This window comes from Asticcacaulis tiandongensis (genome assembly GCF_006475605.1).
Classification (GTDB): domain Bacteria; phylum Pseudomonadota; class Alphaproteobacteria; order Caulobacterales; family Caulobacteraceae; genus Asticcacaulis; species Asticcacaulis tiandongensis.
In genome coordinates, this window is record NZ_SSBC01000020.1 from 162051 (window position 1) to 179926 (window position 17876).

11 protein-coding genes are annotated in these 17876 nt (G+C 54.7%); 7 read left to right on the forward strand and 4 right to left on the reverse strand.

From position 1 onward, the window contains the following. The first annotated feature begins 56 nt into the window (after positions 1–56). Both E5201_RS13145 and E5201_RS13150 read left to right on the forward strand, forming a co-directional pair. Positions 57–1145: an NADH:flavin oxidoreductase gene (locus E5201_RS13145; RefSeq protein WP_140986769.1), complete on the forward strand. Its 1089-nt coding sequence runs from the start codon at positions 57–59 to the stop codon at positions 1143–1145. Positions 1146–1274: 129 nt separating this feature from the next. Then, positions 1275–1922: an OmpW/AlkL family protein gene (locus E5201_RS13150; RefSeq protein WP_140986771.1), complete on the forward strand. Its 648-nt coding sequence runs from the start codon at positions 1275–1277 to the stop codon at positions 1920–1922. A gap of 125 nt (positions 1923–2047) precedes the next feature. Here the strand turns inward: E5201_RS13150 and E5201_RS13155 are convergent, their stop codons facing one another. From E5201_RS13155 to E5201_RS13170, 4 genes are all read right to left on the reverse strand, one after another. After that, positions 2048–2608, reverse strand: a complete 561-nt coding sequence (locus tag E5201_RS13155; protein ID WP_140986773.1) for a hypothetical protein — start codon at positions 2606–2608, stop codon at positions 2048–2050. A gap of 18 nt (positions 2609–2626) precedes the next feature. Further along, on the reverse strand, positions 2627–4324 hold the full coding sequence (locus tag E5201_RS13160) for a glycoside hydrolase family 43 protein (RefSeq protein WP_140986775.1): 1698 nt from the start codon (positions 4322–4324) through the stop codon (positions 2627–2629). Between the two features lie 3 nt (positions 4325–4327). Further along, a complete protein-coding gene (locus tag E5201_RS13165; RefSeq protein ID WP_140986777.1) occupies positions 4328–5470 on the reverse strand; it encodes an endo-1,4-beta-xylanase in 1143 nt (380 codons plus the stop codon). Between the two features lie 179 nt (positions 5471–5649). Next, entirely contained in the window at positions 5650–8922 is a 3273-nt protein-coding gene (locus tag E5201_RS13170; RefSeq protein WP_246050750.1) for a TonB-dependent receptor, read from the reverse strand. Between the two features lie 263 nt (positions 8923–9185). On the opposite strand from E5201_RS13170, the gene E5201_RS13175 reads away from it, so the two are divergent. From E5201_RS13175 to E5201_RS13195, 5 genes are all read left to right on the forward strand, one after another. After that, complete coding sequence (locus E5201_RS13175) at positions 9186–10730, forward strand: tryptophan halogenase family protein (RefSeq protein WP_140986779.1); 1545 nt, start codon at positions 9186–9188, stop codon at positions 10728–10730. Between the two features lies 1 nt (position 10731). Beyond that, positions 10732–12174 carry a tryptophan 7-halogenase gene (locus tag E5201_RS13180; RefSeq protein WP_181404639.1) on the forward strand — a complete coding sequence of 481 codons (1443 nt, stop codon included), beginning with the start codon at positions 10732–10734 and terminating at the stop codon, positions 12172–12174. 49 nt (positions 12175–12223) lie between these two features. Next, positions 12224–13768, forward strand: a complete 1545-nt coding sequence (locus tag E5201_RS13185; RefSeq protein ID WP_140986783.1) for a tryptophan halogenase family protein — start codon at positions 12224–12226, stop codon at positions 13766–13768. 90 nt (positions 13769–13858) lie between these two features. Further along, the gene (locus E5201_RS13190; RefSeq protein ID WP_140986785.1) at positions 13859–16255 is read left to right on the forward strand and encodes a glycoside hydrolase family 3 N-terminal domain-containing protein; all 2397 of its coding nucleotides are present in this window, start codon (positions 13859–13861) and stop codon (positions 16253–16255) included. Beyond that, entirely contained in the window at positions 16256–17875 is a 1620-nt protein-coding gene (locus E5201_RS13195) for a GH35 family beta-galactosidase (protein ID WP_140986787.1), read from the forward strand. It begins immediately after the preceding gene. Position 17876: the final 1 nt, after the last annotated feature.

Sequence of the window (17876 nt, forward strand, 5' to 3'; positions counted from 1 at the left end):
GGGCGGCACAATCGTAACTATCTCTGAGACAGTTTTGTTTCGGTAAGGTAGTTATTATGTCTCTGGATACGCTTTTTTCGCCATTTGGCCTCAAGTCATTACAATTGAAAAATCGCATCGTTATGGCTCCCATGACGCGGCAGTTTTCGCCGCACGGAGTGCCAACTCAGGACGTCGCCGCCTATTATCAGCGCCGTGCCGAAGGTGGCGTCGGGCTGATCCTGACCGAAGGTACGGTGGTTGAGCGGCCGTCATCCAAAAACGAACGCGATATTCCGAATTTTTACGGCGATGCTATTCCGGCATGGAAAAAGGTCGTTGAGTCGGTTCACGCCAAGGGCGGACTGATTGCGCCTCAAATCTGGCATACGGGCGCGGCATCAAGTCAGGGTGGCTATGATGCAGGCCCCAAGGAGTCGCCTTCCGGTCTTGATCTGGAGCTTAAGTCTCAGTGGTCGCCAATGACCGAGGCCGATATTGCTGACACGATTGCGGCTTTTGCTCGTGCGGCGGGTGACGCCAAAGTTGCCGGTTTTGATGCCATTGAACTGCATGGTGCGCACGGCTATCTGATTGACGAATTTTTCTGGGACAAGACCAACCGCCGCGAAGATCAGTGGGGTGGGGCAAGCATCGGTGAGCGCACACGCTTTGCCGTTGAGATCATCAAGGCCGCTCGCGCTGTCGTCGGCCCTGATTTCCCGATTATTATCCGTTTATCGCAGTTTAAACCCGGTGCCTATGACGCCAAGGTGGCGCAGACGCCCGACGAACTTGAGGCGTGGGTGCGCCCGCTGCTTGAGGCAGGCGCCGATATTATCCATGCCTCGCAACGGCGGTTCTGGGAACCTGAGTTTGACGGCTCGGATCTCAATTTTGCCGGCTGGGTCAAGAAGCTTACCGGTGCACCGGTCATTACGGTGGGGTCTGTGGGCCTGAGTGGGGATTTCATCAATGGCTTTGCCGGTGAAAAATCGGAACCGAGCGATCTGAATGAGTTGTTGCGTCGTCTGGATCGCGGTGATTTCGATCTGGTGGCGGTCGGACGGGCTTTGATCAGTGATCCGCAGTGGGTGGAAAAAGTGCGCCGCGGCGCTGATGATTTCAAATCCTTTGAGCGGACATTGTTGGGCAGCCTTTACTAGCTGTCGCAGATTGCCGCGCGCCAGATTGTCAGTGTGTCAGTCTGCCGCGCGGCATAATGCGCAGGTGCTATGCCACCCGCTGAGGCGTAATACGGCTTCATACCCATGCTAAGTTTAGGGAATTATGGTATGAAAGTTTTCTCCGTTGCCGCCGTCAGCCTTCTGGCCCTGTCCGCATCTGTTTCCGCTCAGGCGCAGGATTTTAAGCCTAAGGAAAAGGGCACCTTTATCGTCAATGCGCGCGTGACGAATGTCGGACCTGAGGAGTCGGGTGATATCAAAACGGCCGCAGGCGTTGATTCAGGTCTTGATGTAAAGGTCAACGACGACACCATCCCAAGCCTTGGCTTTACCTACTTCTTTACGGACAATATTGCCGTTGAGGCCATCCTAGGCACCTCAAAGCATGAGGTTCGCGCGGTCGGCGGTACAACCGATACCAAGGTGCATTCGACCTGGGTGCTGCCGCCCGTCGTGGCCGCACAATATCATTTCAATCCGAAAGCCCGCGTCAGCCCCTATGTCGGCGCCGGTCTGAATGCGATGGTCTTTTATAATGATAAGAACTTAAACGGTTTCGACGTCGAGCTGGATAACGGTATCGGCTACGCGCTTCAGGCCGGTGTCGATATCGCCGTCAAGGGTAACTGGCAGGTCAATATTGATGCCAAGAAGGTCTTTTTTGAAACCGATGCCAAGATCAACGGCGGCGACCTGAAATCCAAGGTAACGCTTGATCCGTGGGTTGTCTCGGTTGGCGCAGGCTATCGTTTCTGAGTATACGCCTAACCACCTTTTTAATCCTCAGGTGGGAGACTGCCCTGAGACCTTTGCCGCTAAACCCTCAAAACCGGTAGCCGTTTTGAGGAGGCGACTTTCAAAGGTCTCAGGGCTTTTTTTATCTATTGTTTCGGTCCCATGTTCAGCACAAAGGACGGCCCGATATCGACGGTCTGCTTCGAATGCGCCAGTTGCACGGCAAAGGCGGTGGTATCCTTGGGGTAGTCTTTGGTGGCGATGATTTCCACCGTGTACATTTCCCATTCGCCCTTGATCACATGGTCCTTCTGGATCAGGCCGGTATAGGGCGCGCCGCTTTCCTGAAGGCGTAAGGTGACCTTGGGGGCCGAGCCATCGGTTTCAACCGACTTCAGCCAGACCACGGCAACAATCTGATCACCCTGTTTGATGCGGCCCTTAATGGCGGTCTGAGCGGTGGCGTCCCACGGCTGGGCGCTGGCTTCGGTAACGACGACACGGCGGGCCTCTCCGCCCTGTACGGTCTCGTCCTTGATAGCTGAGTTGGTTTGTTTTGAACCATAGATACCATAGGCGGATACCGCCGGATTGTTAATCGCCTTTTTGAGGATATCTTCCTGAGCCATGGCCGCAGGGGCCATAACCACAGGCACCACAAGACTGGCGCTCAGAAAAGCCGTTACGGCTAAACGCAGTGTTTTCATATTTATTCTCCCCTGTTTTTATTTGGTTTTATGTGTGTAAGGCCCGATTACCGTACCGACAAACCCTCCGGCCTTACGGGTACTCAAAAAGGTGGCGTCGGTAGCCTCAACAAGCGGGCTCAGTTCTCCGCCTGTGCCGTATAGCGCCTCAAGCTGTGCACCATTGAACCTCAGTTCAAGATTAAGGGTATCGCCGTTAAAGGGGGCGCTGGCGATTAGTGTACCCTGTGCCGGATCAGAGGTGCTTTCGCGTTTATAAAGCGCAACCGCTGTCTGGCCCTCAAGCTGTGTCAGGCCGAAAAATAGATAGGCGTCATCGCTCTGTACCGCCAGCAGACCGGCGCGGTCGGCCGCGCTTTCAGGTCTGTAGGAGAGGGTGGTTGTCACGGTAGCGACATGATGCTGCTGACGGCGGCCAATAAAGGCGGGCGCACCTTTGGTGTTGCCCATGTGGTCGTCGGTGGCTTTGAGGACTAAGTTGCCATTGTTAATGTCATAAAAGGGTGCCGTCGGTGTGCGGATGCCTATCCATGCGGGCGACAGGGTGGCGTCGTCAAATTCTTCGACATAGGCGAAGTCACCTGTGGTCGGCGTCTTTGACTGGCCTTGTGCGGGCAGGTCGGGCTTATCAACCACAAAGGCAATCCGTTTACCGTCTTCAAGGATACGCGGCCAACCATCTTCCCATGTCACCGGCAACAGGAAGGTTTCACGCCCGATATTATACAGATCAGGCCCGTAAGGCCGTGTGGCAAGGAAGCTTGCCCACCAGTCGCCGGTCTGGGTTTGCACGAACTTGGCATGACCCGCTGAGGTGACCGGATGGTCGCGGTTGGGATCAAGGGTGCGCTGGCTGAGGATCGGATTGCCTTTATGCGGCACAAACGGGCCACGAACAGAATCTGAGCGGAAGACAACCTGTGAATGCTGATCACCTGTGCCGCCCTCTGCGGCAATCAGGTAATAGAAGCCGTCTTTTTTAATCAGGTGCGGGCCTTCGATCCAGCTGGGTTTGGTCGATATGTCCACGCCGCCATTGACGATCAGGGTGCGCTCACCGGTCAGTTTTAAGGTTTTCGGATCAAAAGCCTGAATCCAGATGGCGCGATGGCCGTCATAAAGCGGTTCACCGATCGGCGGGCCGTTATTGAGCATATAGGCCTGACCGTCTGTATCGAGGAAGATGGACGGGTCTATGCCGTCAAAGTCAAACCATACCGGATCAGACCACGGTCCGGCGGGGTCTTTGGCGGTGATAATAAAGTTGCCACCGCAATCGACGCAGGTATTGACGATAAAGAAGGTGCCCTCATGATGGAAAATATCCGGCGCGAAGACGCCGCGTGACACGCCGAGGTTGCTGAAATTCAGTTGTGACGGTCGGTCAATGGCATTGCCGATCTGTGTCCAGTTCACAAGGTCTGTGGAATGGAACACCGGAATGCCCGGAAAATGGGCAAAGGTCGAATTGATCAGGTAATAGTCATTGCCGACGCGGGTGATGCTGGGGTCGGGATAATAGCCTGACAGGATGGGGTTAATGTACTGGTTGGCGGTCGGCTTGACTTGTGCGCTTTCCTGAGACTTGCCGACATAACCGAAGCGCTCAAAGCGGGCTTCGGCAGCGACGGCCTTATCGACGCCACCATAAAAACCTGCGCAACCGCCGAGAGAAAATGCCAGAAGCAGGGCACCGGATTTGAGCATAAGGCGCATGATCTACCTCGCTGGGGCGGCTTTGAGCGCCGAGGCTATGGCTTCGCGGATCGGCTTAGGGCGGAAATCCGTGTCATAAGGTGTCGGGCGCTGAGGTTTGCCGTCGGCCCGCGGGGCAAAGCCCTGCAACCAGCTATAGTTATCGACCAGTCCCCAGCACAGCACGGCCTTTAATTGCGGATATGAGAGCATGAAGTCGAGATAGTCCTTGGTCACCGCCGCCTGCTGGGTATCTCGGTTTTTGATGTCGGCGGGCAGGTCCTTGTCGTTGACATCCAGTTCGGTGATCAGAAGATTATAGCCCATGCCGACGATTTCATCGATAAAGGCCTTCCATTCCTTGTGCTGGATATTGTCGATGCGCCCGTCATTGCCCAGGTGGCTCTGGACGCCAAAGGCATCGATGGGGACGTTCTCTTTTTTGAACTTCTCCAGTAGCTTAAGTACGCCGTAGCGGTGGGTTTCGTTGCCTTTTTCCCAGCCCATATAGTCGTTATAAACCAGTTCCGTGCCCGGCGCATATTCACGTGCCGCCTCATAGGCAACACGCAGGGCATCAAAGCCCATAGCCTTGGTGAAGGGCGTGTCGCGTACCAGACCGGTCTGCGGGTCTATGGTTTCATTGACGACATCCCACGAATAGATGCGGCCTTTGTAATGCTCGCATACCGTTTCGATATAGTCGCGCAGGAAGCGTTCACATTCGGTGGCAGGGAAGGGGCCGAAATCATAGTTCAGTACCCACTGAGGCAGGAAGTCAACACGGTTCCAGAACAGGGTGTGGCCGCGCATCTTCATACCGTTTTCGAGCGCGAAGTTCGTCAGGCGGTCAGCGGGCTCAAAATCATAGCGATCAGGCTGGGCGGCAATGACGTAAATCTTGTGCTCGTTCTCTGCCACCAACACATTGCATTCAGCTTTAAGCAGTTCCCGATAGCGGGCATTCTCAAACGTACCGGTGAGTGTGCCCGGTTTGCCTGCCCCGACAGCGGAACCGAACAGCAGGCCTTTTTCCGCCGCCAGATCTTTCAGCGGCGTGGGCGAAGCCGCAAATGCAGGCAGCGCACATGCAATGGCGCCCGTGGCCGTGATACCGGCAAGGGCCTGTAACGTCTGACGGCGTGAAAGTAGCCTTGAGGAGTTCATTCGCTTCACCTGTTGATTTTATATTATTTGTTAGCGCTAACAAAACCGCGTTTAAGGAAAGGCGTCAACTCTATTTGTGCCGTTTCACGTAAAATTCAGTTGAGGCGGCAGGGGGCGCAAAAAGACGCACCGGAATGTTTCCGGTGCGTCAGTTTTTTCTCGCTAAAGCGTGGCGTTACTTAGAATGTACCACGAATAACGAAGGTCACGCGACGGTCGTTTACGAACCATGAGCGACCGGCTGTCAGCAGTTGATTGTTGAGAATTGCCCGGGTGTGGGTGATCTCGTTGTTCAGGTTAACACCCTGAACCCCAATCTTGATCTGCGGCGTGATATCATAGAAGAGTGAGGCGTCGATCTGACCGCCGCCTTCCTGCATGATAGGTTGATAAGGGACGATAACGTCACGTACGGTGATCAGGAAGTCTGAGCGGTAGTTATAGGCCAGACGTGCAGACAACCCGTATTTTTCATAGAAAACAGCGAGGTTGGCATTCCGCTTGGACAGGCCCTGCAGCGGCAGCAGCGACGTATCAATTATCGAGACACGACCAGCGGCAACGTCCGGATCGGTTGCGGAGAGCGTGCTTTGGCTCACGTTAGACGACGAAATATATGAGTAGTTCGCGTTGACGCCCAGTCCGTCAAATGGAGATGGCAGGAAATTGAACGTCTGTTGGTAAGCCAGTTCGAAACCCTTGATTTTCGCCTTGTCAGGTGAATTCATTGGCTGGCTGATAACGCCTTCGAAGGTTACGCCATTGTTCGTGAGCGGAACCGTACGCGTATCATTAGTCACGACATTATACAGTTCCTTATGGAACAGGGCCAAAGTCAATGACCCGACAGGTGCGAAGTACCATTCTGCCGAGAGGTCAATATTATTTGATGTGGTAGCTGTGAGATTAGGGTTGCCTATCCCTGCGACCACACGTGGTACACCGCCGTTAGCCTGAACGGTTTCACGGGCGTTATCCTGAAGATCCATCGCATAGTTTTGATAGTTACGAATGACACCCATTTCAGGATAGGTAAGTGTCTTGGACAGCCCCAGACGGAACACCCACTCAGGGCTTGGCTGAACCTTCAGGTTAAAGCTCGGCAAGAGGTAACGCATGTCGGTTTTTGCCGAAACCGGAATAATAGCACCGTTGGAAAAAGCGCGAACCTGATCACGTACTGCAGGGGAAAGGTCATTACAGAATACGCTTTCCGCCCGTGCCGCGGCGCATTGTGCTTCGGTCATCATGGAAGCGAAGGGGAAAGCAATATAGCCATCCGATTGACGATTGGTCGATGTATAGCGAAGGCCGACATTGCCGGAATAAGTCCAGCCATTATCGGCTTCGTGACGGTACTTGACCATAACGTAAGCGGCTTTGTTGATCTCGTTGATCGGGTTTATTTCGTTCGCGCGGAACGGCCCGTCAACCACATCACAGCGAAGATCGGCAGGTACCCAGTTTTGCGGTGCCGGTGTGCCGTCGCCGCAGACAAAATCCGGATGCTGCGGGTCACGCCAGGTGCTGCTGATTGCGGACGCAAAATCACGATAGGTCTGATAATCTGCTACGGCATCAATTGAAGAATACCAGCGCGGCGTATCCAATGGATGGCTGATTTCACCATTCATGAAATTATCGAAGCCGAACAGGTAGCCATTCGATGATGCGGCCTGACCATTGTTGAGGGTTTCATCAAGCCATACAGGACCGGTACCGCCCCAAATTTCTGATACAGCCCCCCAATTATAGCTGGAGAAACGCGTTGTTTGGTCGCGTTCAGCCCAGCGGGCACCGAATGAAATCGAGGTTATGTAATTATTGGGTTCGAAAATATATTCGCTATCGGCGCGGAAGGAAAGGAGTTCGCCTTCCGAACGTTCGAAGTGATCCATGGCCGCCCGCCAGAATGTATTGTACGGGTCGGCATAGGTTGGATGGTCAGGGCCTGCATAAAGACCACACCCATTATCGTTATCCCAGTCTCCGTTAGCCGGATCACATGGGGTGCCATTGGGGCTGAGAAGGGTTGGGGTGCGGAAGCGAATATCAGGAATGTCTTTGCCGTTGGTGCGGATTTCGACGTCCTGGAAAGATGAAGACCAGAGGCCGTGGTCATCTACAACCACATCAGATTTCACATGCTGAAGGTCGAACTTGAAGCCCCAGCGCTCATTAGGGGTCCATTGCAGGGCCAGACTCATATCCTGAGTCATGTATTCCTGATTTTGATCGCGGCGCTGGTTATTGGATTGCAGTCCGTAACGTGGCGTACGGCTGTCGTTACCACCCGCCACATCCGAGCGCCAACCGGTGTAACCACTGATCAGGCCGTTGGTGAAGACGCCGCTTTGATCATATTCAACATCCGTACCGTAGACGGGGAACGAATCGCCGTTGCTGGTGACATTGTCGGTAGCAATTTCAATTGTGTGTTCGGTCCACGCCTGAGTGGCTTCGGAACGCAGGAACTGGAATGTTGCCAGCATCGTATCGTCAGTGGAACGCCACTGAGCAGCCACGCCGTAACCTTCGCGCTTACGCTCAGACGTTTGTGTGCGCATGACGGCGCCACGAGGGAAATAAACGCCTGCATTCCCGTTGCAGGAAACGCCTGGAGCCGTGACAGGTGTGGCGGGGGCTGTGGGATTGTTCGCGTCGTATGTTAAAATATCATCGCGGCAGGAATAGTTGGAAAGCTGGGCACCGTCCGAGCGGGTAGTCAATTCCGAATTGACATAGTTGACCAGCAAACCAAACTCACCAACTTCGGTGTCCCAACGGTTTGAATAGAGGGCTGAATAGGTGGGCGTCCACTTTTTTGCGAAATCACCATAAGAGCCTTCAGCGGAGAAGGAGAAAACCTGACCGCTTGAGCCAAACGGGACGCGTGTACGTAGATTGACTGTACCCGCGATACCGCCTTCGATCATGTCGGCAGAAGGATTCTTAAAGACATCTACACCTGCCATAAGTTCGGACGGTACATCGGCAAAACTCAGTGCGCGACCATTGTTGGCAGAGAAGGAATCGCGACCATTCAGCTCTGAACGGGTAAGATTCAGGCCGCGGACCGTGACGCCAGAACCTTCAACAGAGAAGTGGTCGGGGTCAACGCCGGCAGCGAAGCGGTTAATCGATACGCCGGGGATACGTTGAAGCGCTTCGGTAACCGAGCGGTCGGGCAGGGCACCGATATCTTCAGCCGTAACCGAATCGACGATGACGTCTGAAGTTCTTTTGATGTTTTGCGCGTTCTGTAATGAACGACGGATGCCGGTAACGACGACCTCTTCGACTTCTTCGGCCGCAGGTGCTGTGTTTTGCGCAAAGGCGGGGGCGGCAAAAGCCGACAAAGCAACGGCCGAAACGCCGCAAAGCATAGCTGCTGCGGATACATTGCGACCGTATGGGCGCGGCGTGCCGCGCGTACGTTTTGAGTCTCTCATGATGTTCTTCCCTGATTGATGATAGTTTGTTAGCGCTATCATTCTCGTATTTTTTAGGTTAGTATAAAGCTTGTGTCAAGAATGCGTCACAAGTCATAAGGGGAAGAGTTGCATAAATATACATATAAAGGGAAGTTATATGCTTAGGTTGCACTGCAATAGATAAATGTGTCTGACAATATATACATTAATCCGACAAAATGGATAATTATCATATAAATAAGGGCGGGCAGGGCGCATATATTGAATCTGCACGGGGGCGGATGAAAGTGACTGATTGTAATGATAAAAAAATAAAGCGTGTTCTGATTGTTGGTGGCGGCACATCGGGATGGATTGCGGCTGCGAGTCTCTCTCATCTTTATAATCACGCGGATTTGAATATTCGTCTGGTGGAATCGCAAGAAATCGCCACGGTGGGCGTGGGTGAAGCAACTGTGCCACACATCAGATATTTTAACGCACGCCTGGGTCTGGACGAGCGTGAATTCATGAAAAGCACGCAGGCGACCTTCAAATTGGGCAATGAATTCCGCAACTGGGGCCGCGAAGGTCTGCGCTATGCCCATCCGTTCGGCGCTTTTGGCGAATCTGTGGCTGGTGTCGGCTTTCACCATCACTGGGTCAGGGCGCATAAAAAAGGGCTGGCGTCCGAGATTGGTGACTATGCCTTGTCGGTACAGATGATGAATAAGGGGCGGTTTGCCTTACCTGACAAAGACCCGCAATCGGTTTTATCGACCTTTTCCTATGCCTATCAGTTTGATGCCTATCTCTATGCCGCTTATTTGCGCAAATACAGTGAGGCGCGCGGGGTCGTACGCACCGAAGGCAAGGTCACCCATGTCGAGCAGCATCCGGAAACCGGCGATGTTACGGCCATTCAGCTGGCCAGCGGTGAGCGCATTGTGGCGGACCTGTTTATTGACTGCACGGGCTTTCATGGCCTGCTGATCGAGCAGACACTCAAAACCGGCTACGAGGACTGGAGCCACTGGCTGCCCAATGACCGGGCCTGGGCGGTGAACTGTGAAATCCGCGAGGGTCATCTGCCTCTCACGCGCAATACAGCACATAAGGTTGGCTGGCAGTGGCGCATTCCTCTGCAACACCGGCTGGGCAATGGCTATGTCCATTCCAGCGCCTTTATAGATGAGCAGGACGCGCTCGATACGCTGATGAATAATCTTGAAGGGCCGACTCTCACTGAGCCGAAGCTTCTGAAATTCGTCACCGGAAAGCGTAAGAAACAGTGGAATAAGAATGTGGTGGCGATCGGTTTGTCGTCAGGCTTTCTTGAGCCGCTTGAATCGACCTCGATCCACCTTATCCATCTGGCGGTGACCAATCTGGTTGAGATGTTCCCCGACAAGGATTTCCGCGACGAAGACCGTGATGAATATAATCGCATCATGAGCATGGAATATACGCGGGTACGTGATTTTCTGATCCTGCATTATCACGCCACCGAGCGGACAGATTCCGAGTTTTGGAACTATTGCCGGACGATGGAGATACCTGACGCCCTGAAATATGAGATGGACCTGTTCCGTCAGCGGGCCGTTGTGGTCAATTACAAGCAAAAATTCTTCCTGGAGCCGAGTTGGTTGTCGGTCTATTTCGGGCAGGGCGTCATGCCGGACAGCTATGATCCTTTGAGTGAGCGTCTGAACGATGCGGAACTTGAGGCGCTGATGGTGCATACCAAATCACGCATTGATCAGGCGGTGGACGCCATGCCGTCCAATGGAGCCTTCCTTGAGGCCTATTGCCCGGGATCGGTTACACCGGAAAAGGCGTTGCACTAATATGACAGCGCTCAGACACTTAGTTATTATTGGCGACAGCTATGCGGCATGGATGGCAGCAGCCTTTCTGGGGCATAGCCTGAAGGCGCTGGATGGGCGTCAGTTGACACAGGTCAGTGTGGTGGCGACGGATGCGCCACAAAGCCGCCGTGCCTTAAGTGCGCCGCCCTCGTTTCGTGCCTTCAATGCGCGCATCGGCCTCAATGAGGCGCAACTGTTCACGGCGGCGAAGGCCTTACCGTTTTATGGAAGCCAATACGACGGGTTTGGGGATGGTACTGGTTCGGGGGCGTTCTGGCGCGCCTTTGGTGACTATGGCGTGCGCCTGAATACAGCCCCCTTCCATCATTTCCTGACCTGGCAGGCGCAGCAGACGGGGATGGTCGATATAGACGACTATGCCCCCGCGGTGAAACTTGCGGCTTCGGGGCGTTTTACACCGCCCGTGTCGGCGATGGAGTCTCCGCTTTCCGGCGTGGGCCATGGCCTCAATCTTGATACCGCAGCCTACAGGCGCTTGCTGAAAACGGCCTCTCCTATGGTCAGAGTCATTGAAGGCACGCTGTCTGGTTTTAGCCGTGATGAGCTGGGGAGGGTCAGTGCGATACAGCTTGAGGGCGGTCAGACGGTCGAGGCGGACTTTTTCATTGATGCTGACGGCTGGCTGACGGAACAACGGAATGTGCCGTTTGTGGCCGCAGTCGGCTTGTCTCATGATCGGGCTATTGAGGTCGGCGCCCTTCATGCCGATGAACGGGCGGCCAATCATATTACGGCGGTGGACGGCGGCTTTATGCTGCGGCGGCCCGTGGGCGGCGAAGACCGTATTCGGCTGGTATATGACAGCCGCCAAATAGATACGGATCAGGCGCGAAACCTGTTGGGAGACATGGGTGCCGAAGCCGAAATCGAAACCTTTGTACAGGGCCGCCGCACCGCCTTCTGGCAGGATAATGTGCTGAGCATCGGTGAGGCCTCAGGGGTACTGGACGGCATTGGCCTGCATGAACTGATGTTTGTTCAGCACGAACTGACGCAGTTTCTGGCGCTGTTTCCCGATCAGGAAAGTCGGCCGGAACTGGCGCGCGAATATAACCGTGTCCTGACCCAGAGCTTTGACCGTACGGCTGATTTTGCGCGGCTGCATTATGCGGAATCAGGCTGGTCAGAAAGCGTGCGGCAAAAGGTCAGCTATTTCCGAAGTCGCGGTTACATTCAGATGCTGGACGACGAAACGGCCAGTGAAGCCGACTTCCTTTCACTTTTGTGGGGGCGGGGCATCCGGCCTGAGCGTTATGACCGCACGATTGATGCGCTCGACAAGGCTTTGACGCTGAAAAGACTTGAACAGATGCGCAATATCATCAACCATGAAATCAATCGCCTGCCATCCTTTGCCGTACTCCGGCAGCAGATAGAGCAGGCGGCGTCAGGGCGGGCCTGAACCGCCGTGACGTTATTTAAATATACAGAGGAAGCAGGAGCGTAGGTTTATGCGTGAGAACCGGATTCAGTCGATCATCATTATCGGTGGCGGCACGGCGGGGTGGATGACGGCAGCGGCCTTGTCCAAGATTCTGGGTAAGGACTATGCCGACATAAGGCTGGTCGAATCCGAACAAATCGCTACGGTGGGCGTCGGCGAAGCGACCATTCCGCAGTTGAATGTTTTCAACCGGCTTCTGGGGTTGGATGAGAACGACTTTGTCCGTCAGACTAATGGCTCATTTAAGCTCGGTATCGAGTTTGTTGACTGGGCGCGTAAGGGCGATCGCTATTTCCATCCTTTTGGTCCGTATGGCGTTGATATGCGCGGCGTATCATTCCATGCCTACTGGCAAAAGCTTCAGACCCTTGGGGTGGTGGATTCAATTTCCGACTATAACCTGATGTCGGTCGCTGCACGCGAAAATCGCTTCATGCGCGCGGATCGTTCGGCGAAAAATTCACCCATCGCCAATATTTCCTATGCCTTTCACTTTGACGCCAGCCTCTATGCCAAATTCCTTCGGCGGTTTTCCGAAGCACATGGCGTCACCCGCGTCGAAGGCAAAGTCGTTGATGTCGAACAGAATCCGGAAAACGGTTTTGTCACCGCCATTAAGCTTGAGAATGGTGAGCGCCTTGAGGCTGAACTGTTTATCGACTGCTCAGGCTTCCGGGGCGTGTTGATCGAGCAGGTGCTGAAAACCGGTTATAATGACTGGTCGAAATATCTGCCTAATAACCGTGCCTGGGCGACGCAGTGCGAATATCACCGTGATGAAAACGGCAAGACCGTCGGTTTTACACCTTTCACACGGGCAACAGCGCGTGAGGCGGGCTGGCAATGGCGTATTCCGCTTCAGCACCGTATCGGCACGGGCTATGTGTTCTCGAATAATTTTGTCGATGAAGAAAAGGCGCGTGACACACTCCTTCAGAATCTGGACGGCAAATATATTCAGGAACCCCACCTGATTAAATTTGTCGGTGGTCATCGCAAGAAGTTCTGGAACAAAAATGTTGTGGCGATCGGTCTGGCGGCGGGCTTTATGGAGCCTCTGGAATCGACCTCGATCTTCCTGATCCAGAGCGGTATCGCCAAGCTTCTGCAACTGTTCCCCGATAAGGATTTTGAACCGGCGGACCGTGACCGCTTCAATACCTTAAGCACCAACGAATATGAATATATCCGCGATTTTCTTGTGCTGCATTTCAATGCCACGGAACGCGATGACACGCCCTATTGGGACTATTGCCGTAATATTCCGCTGCCTGACCGGCTTAAGGAAAAATACGAAGTATTCCAAAGCCGCGGGCGTATTTTCCGCGAAGACCTTGAACTGTTCAATGACACAAGCTGGTTTGCCGTCATGACCGGTCAGAGAATGCAGTCACGAAGCTATGATCCGGTCGTTGAGATGTTGACGGATGAGGAACTGAAGGCCAGACTGCATGACATCAAGGACGTCATCTATCGATCGTCACAGGTCATGCCCAGTCAGGCTGAGTTTATTAAACGCCACTGTGCTTCACCAGAGTTCGTACACGGCTGAGTTCGCCGTTGAGATACCGCTCCGCCGCAGACGGAGCGGGACGCTTTTTGAATAACAACCAGAAAAAAACCACTACAAGGGAAGTATGAAATGACCCAAGCTACGACAACCGTTACGCGCCGAGGTTTCACTGCAAATGTTAGCGCTACCGCTCTGTTTTTAGGCGTCGCCGGATCGGCCTCAGCCCAGGGCAAACCGCTCTATAAGGACGCCAGCGCTTCGGTTGAGGCGCGCACCAACGACCTTCTGGGGCGCATGACCTTAGAGGAAAAAGTCGCCCAGATGCAGTGTATCTGGCTCGAAAAGGGCAAGATCAACAACCCCAAAGGCGATTTTGACCCGAAAAAAGCGTCTGCGGAATTCCCCAATGGCCTCGGTATGATTGCCCGCCCAAGCGACAAGCGCGGCATGAGCGAGGGTAATGAAAATGCCGGTGCTGACGCCGAGGTCGTCAACCGTACCGCCTTTGAAACGGCGACCTATATCAATGCGGCGCAAAAGTGGGCCGTTGAAAAAACCCGTCTGGGCATCCCGATGTTTATGCACGAAGAATCCCTGCACGGCTATGTGGCACGCGATGCGACCTCATTCCCGCAGGCCATTGCCATGGCCTCGGCCTTTGATCCGCAAATGGTCGAAGACATCTATGCCGTCTGCGCCAAGGAAATGCGGGCGCGTGGGGCCAATCTGGCTCTGACGCCGGTGGTTGATGTCTGCCGTGAGCCGCGCTGGGGCCGCGTTGAAGAAACCTTTGGTGAGGACACCTATCTGATGGGCGTTCTGGGTGTGGCCTCGGTCAAGGGCTTCTCAGGTACTGAGCGTAAGCTGGCACCTGATAAGGTGTTTGCGACCCTGAAGCACATGACCGGTCACGGTCAGCCGGAAAACGGCACCAATGTCGGGCCAGCGCAGATTTCCGAGCGCGTCCTGCGCGAAGTCTATTTCCCGCCGTTTGAAAAGATCGTCAACGAAACGCCTATCGCGGCCATCATGCCGTCCTATAACGAAATCGATGGTGTGCCATCACACGCCAACCGCTGGCTGCTGACGAAGATCCTGCGTGAGGAGTGGGGCTTTAAGGGGCTGACGGTTTCCGACTATTTCGCCATCAAGGAACTCATCAGCCGTCACCAGTTGACGCCGAACCTCAAGGAAGCCGCCTTCCGAGCGCTTAAGGCCGGTGTTGATATCGAAACCCCGGACGGTGAAGCCTATCCGCATCTGGTGGAACTGGTCAACGAAGGCCGCATCAGCATCGCCGAGATTGACACCGTTGTGCGCCGTATTCTCGAATGGAAGTTCCTGTCGGGTATGTTCGAGGCCCCTTATGTTGATGCGAAGAAAGCCGATAGCCTGACGGCAACACCTGAGGCGGTGAAACTGGCACATGACTCGGCCCTCAAGTCGGTCGTGCTCCTGAAAAACAACGGCATGTTGCCGCTGGATGGCAAGACCGTCGGCAAGGTGCTGTTGCTCGGTACACACGCCAAGGACACGCCGATCGGTGGCTATTCCGACATTCCGCGTCACGTGGTGTCGATCTATGAGGGCCTTGAGCGCGAAGCCAAACAACAGGGCTTCACGCTCGAATACCGCGAAGCTGTGCGCATCACCGAAAAACGCGACTGGGCGGCCGATGAGGTGCATTTCGTCGATCCGGCGGTCAATCGTCGCCTGATTGCCGAAGCGGTTGAGTCGGCGAAAACCGCCGACACCATCATCATGGTTCTGGGGGACAATGAGCAAACCTCACGTGAGGCCTGGGCCGACAACCATCTGGGGGATCGTGACTCGCTTGATATGGTTGGTGAGCAGAACGAACTGGCCGAAGCCATTTTCGCACTGAAAAAACCAACCACTGTGTTCCTGCTCAATGGCCGACCCTTGTCGATCAACCTGTTGCAGGAAAAGGCCGACGCGATTGTCGAAGGCTGGTACCTCGGGCAACAGACCGGTTTTGCCGCCGCCGACATCCTGTTTGGCCGTTACAATCCGGGCGGTAAACTGCCGATCAGCTTTGCGCGCAATACGGGCCAGTTGCCGGTATTTTATAATCACAAACCTACGGCACGACGCGGCTATCTCGGGGGCGACACCTCGCCGCTCTATCCGTTCGGGTTCGGCCTCAGCTATACGACCTTCGATATTTCCGAGCCGCGTCTGTCGAAATCAACCATCGCTACCAATGAGACGGTAACGGTTCTGGTCGATGTCAAAAACACCGGTTCACGCAAGGGTGATGAGGTGGTGCAGCTTTATATCCGCGATGACTTTGCCTCCGTCACCCGTCCGGTGAAGGAACTGAAGGGTTTTAAGCGCGTCACGCTTGAGCCGGGTGAAACCAAGACGGTTGAGTTGAAAATCGGCCCTGCGGAGCTTGAGTTCTTCGACACCAGCATGACCCGTGTCGTCGAAGCCGGTACCTTCACCATCAGCGTTGGCCCTAACAGTGTGGACCTCAAGAACGTCACCCTGACGGTGGCGTAAATGAAGTCGCTGATCAGCGTTCTGACCCTGAGCTTCGCCCTTGCGGGCGGGGCTCAGGCCGCCGCCCCGTACCTGAAAACACAGGGAACGACCCAGCAACTGATCGTCGATGATCAGCCGTTTCTGATCCTTGGGGGGGAACTGGGCAATTCGACCGGTTCCTACCTGCCTAATCTGGCGAAACAGTGGGAGACATTGAAAGCTGGCGGCCTGAATACGGTGCTGATCCCCCTGACTTGGGAGCAGCTTGAGCCGGAAGAGGGGCGTTTTGACTTCACCCTGACGGACGGCATTATCCGTCAGGCGCAGGCAAATGATATGCGCGTGGTCTTTCTGTGGTTTGGGGCTTGGAAAAACTCCATGTCCACCTATGTGCCCGCATGGGTGAAGCACGACCCGAAACGCTTTTCCCGTGCCCGCAACGGTGACGGTCAGGCGCAGGATATTTTAAGTGCGCATGATCCCGATACGCTTGAGGCGGATCGCAAGGCCTTTGCCGTCCTGATGGCGCATCTGGCGAAAAATGACCCTGACCACACGGTGATCATGGTTCAGGTGCAGAACGAGATTGGTATGCTGCCGTCGGCCCGCGACCACAGCCGTGAGGCGGAAGCCGCGTGGAAAGGGCCCGTGCCTGCCGCGCTGACGGCTTATCTGACAAAGAACCGCGCCCGTCTGCATCCGCAGATGAAGGCCCTGTGGGACGCCAATGGCGCGAAAGCCAAAGGCACATGGGCCGAGGTATTTGGCACGTCCGATGCGGCGCAGGAGGTGTTTCAGGCCTGGGGCTATGCGCAATATGTCGAGACGCAGGCCAGATCGGGTAAGGCCGCGCATAATATCCCGTTATTCGTCAATGCCGCGCTTAATCAGGCCGGAAAAAAGTCGGGCGAATATCCGTCCGCCGGGCCATTACCGCATCTGTTTGATGTCTGGAAAGCTGGTGCGCCGACCATTGATATTCTGGCGATTGATATTTACTGGCCGGATTTTGTGCACTGGGTGCAGCAGTTCAAACGCCATGACAATACCCTGTTCATTCCTGAATCGAACCGTGCCGAACGGGCCGAGGCGGGGGCTGAAGCCTTCTATGCGTTTGGTGAACTGGATACGATCGGGGTCTCTCCGTTTGCGATAGAAAACCTGCCGCGTGACGGGCGCTTAAGTGAGGCCTATGGCCTGCTGAAAAACCTGTCACCACTCATTGCCGCCCATCAGGGCAAAGGCACCATGCGGGGCCTGATTGCGCCTGTGGATGGTGAGGGCAAGGTCGATACGACACCTCAGTTCTTTGAGTTGGGTGGCTATCGCTTTAAGGCGGTATTTGTCGATCCGTGGACGCCTAAGGATCAGCAGAAACATGCGACCCACGGCGCGCTGATTATCCATACGGCTAAGGATGAGTTTATCGTCGCGGGCTCAGGGGTCACTCTGACCTTCGAAGACCCGAAAGGCCATGACCGGATTGCCATTGACCGGATAATCGAAGCCGAGTTCATTGACCGGCAATGGCAGGACGGGCGCTGGCTCAATGGTGACGAGAGTCATCAGGGGCGGCATCTGCGCCTGCCCCCCAGTCATTTCGGCGCACAACGCCTGAACCTCTACAGGTACAGATAGC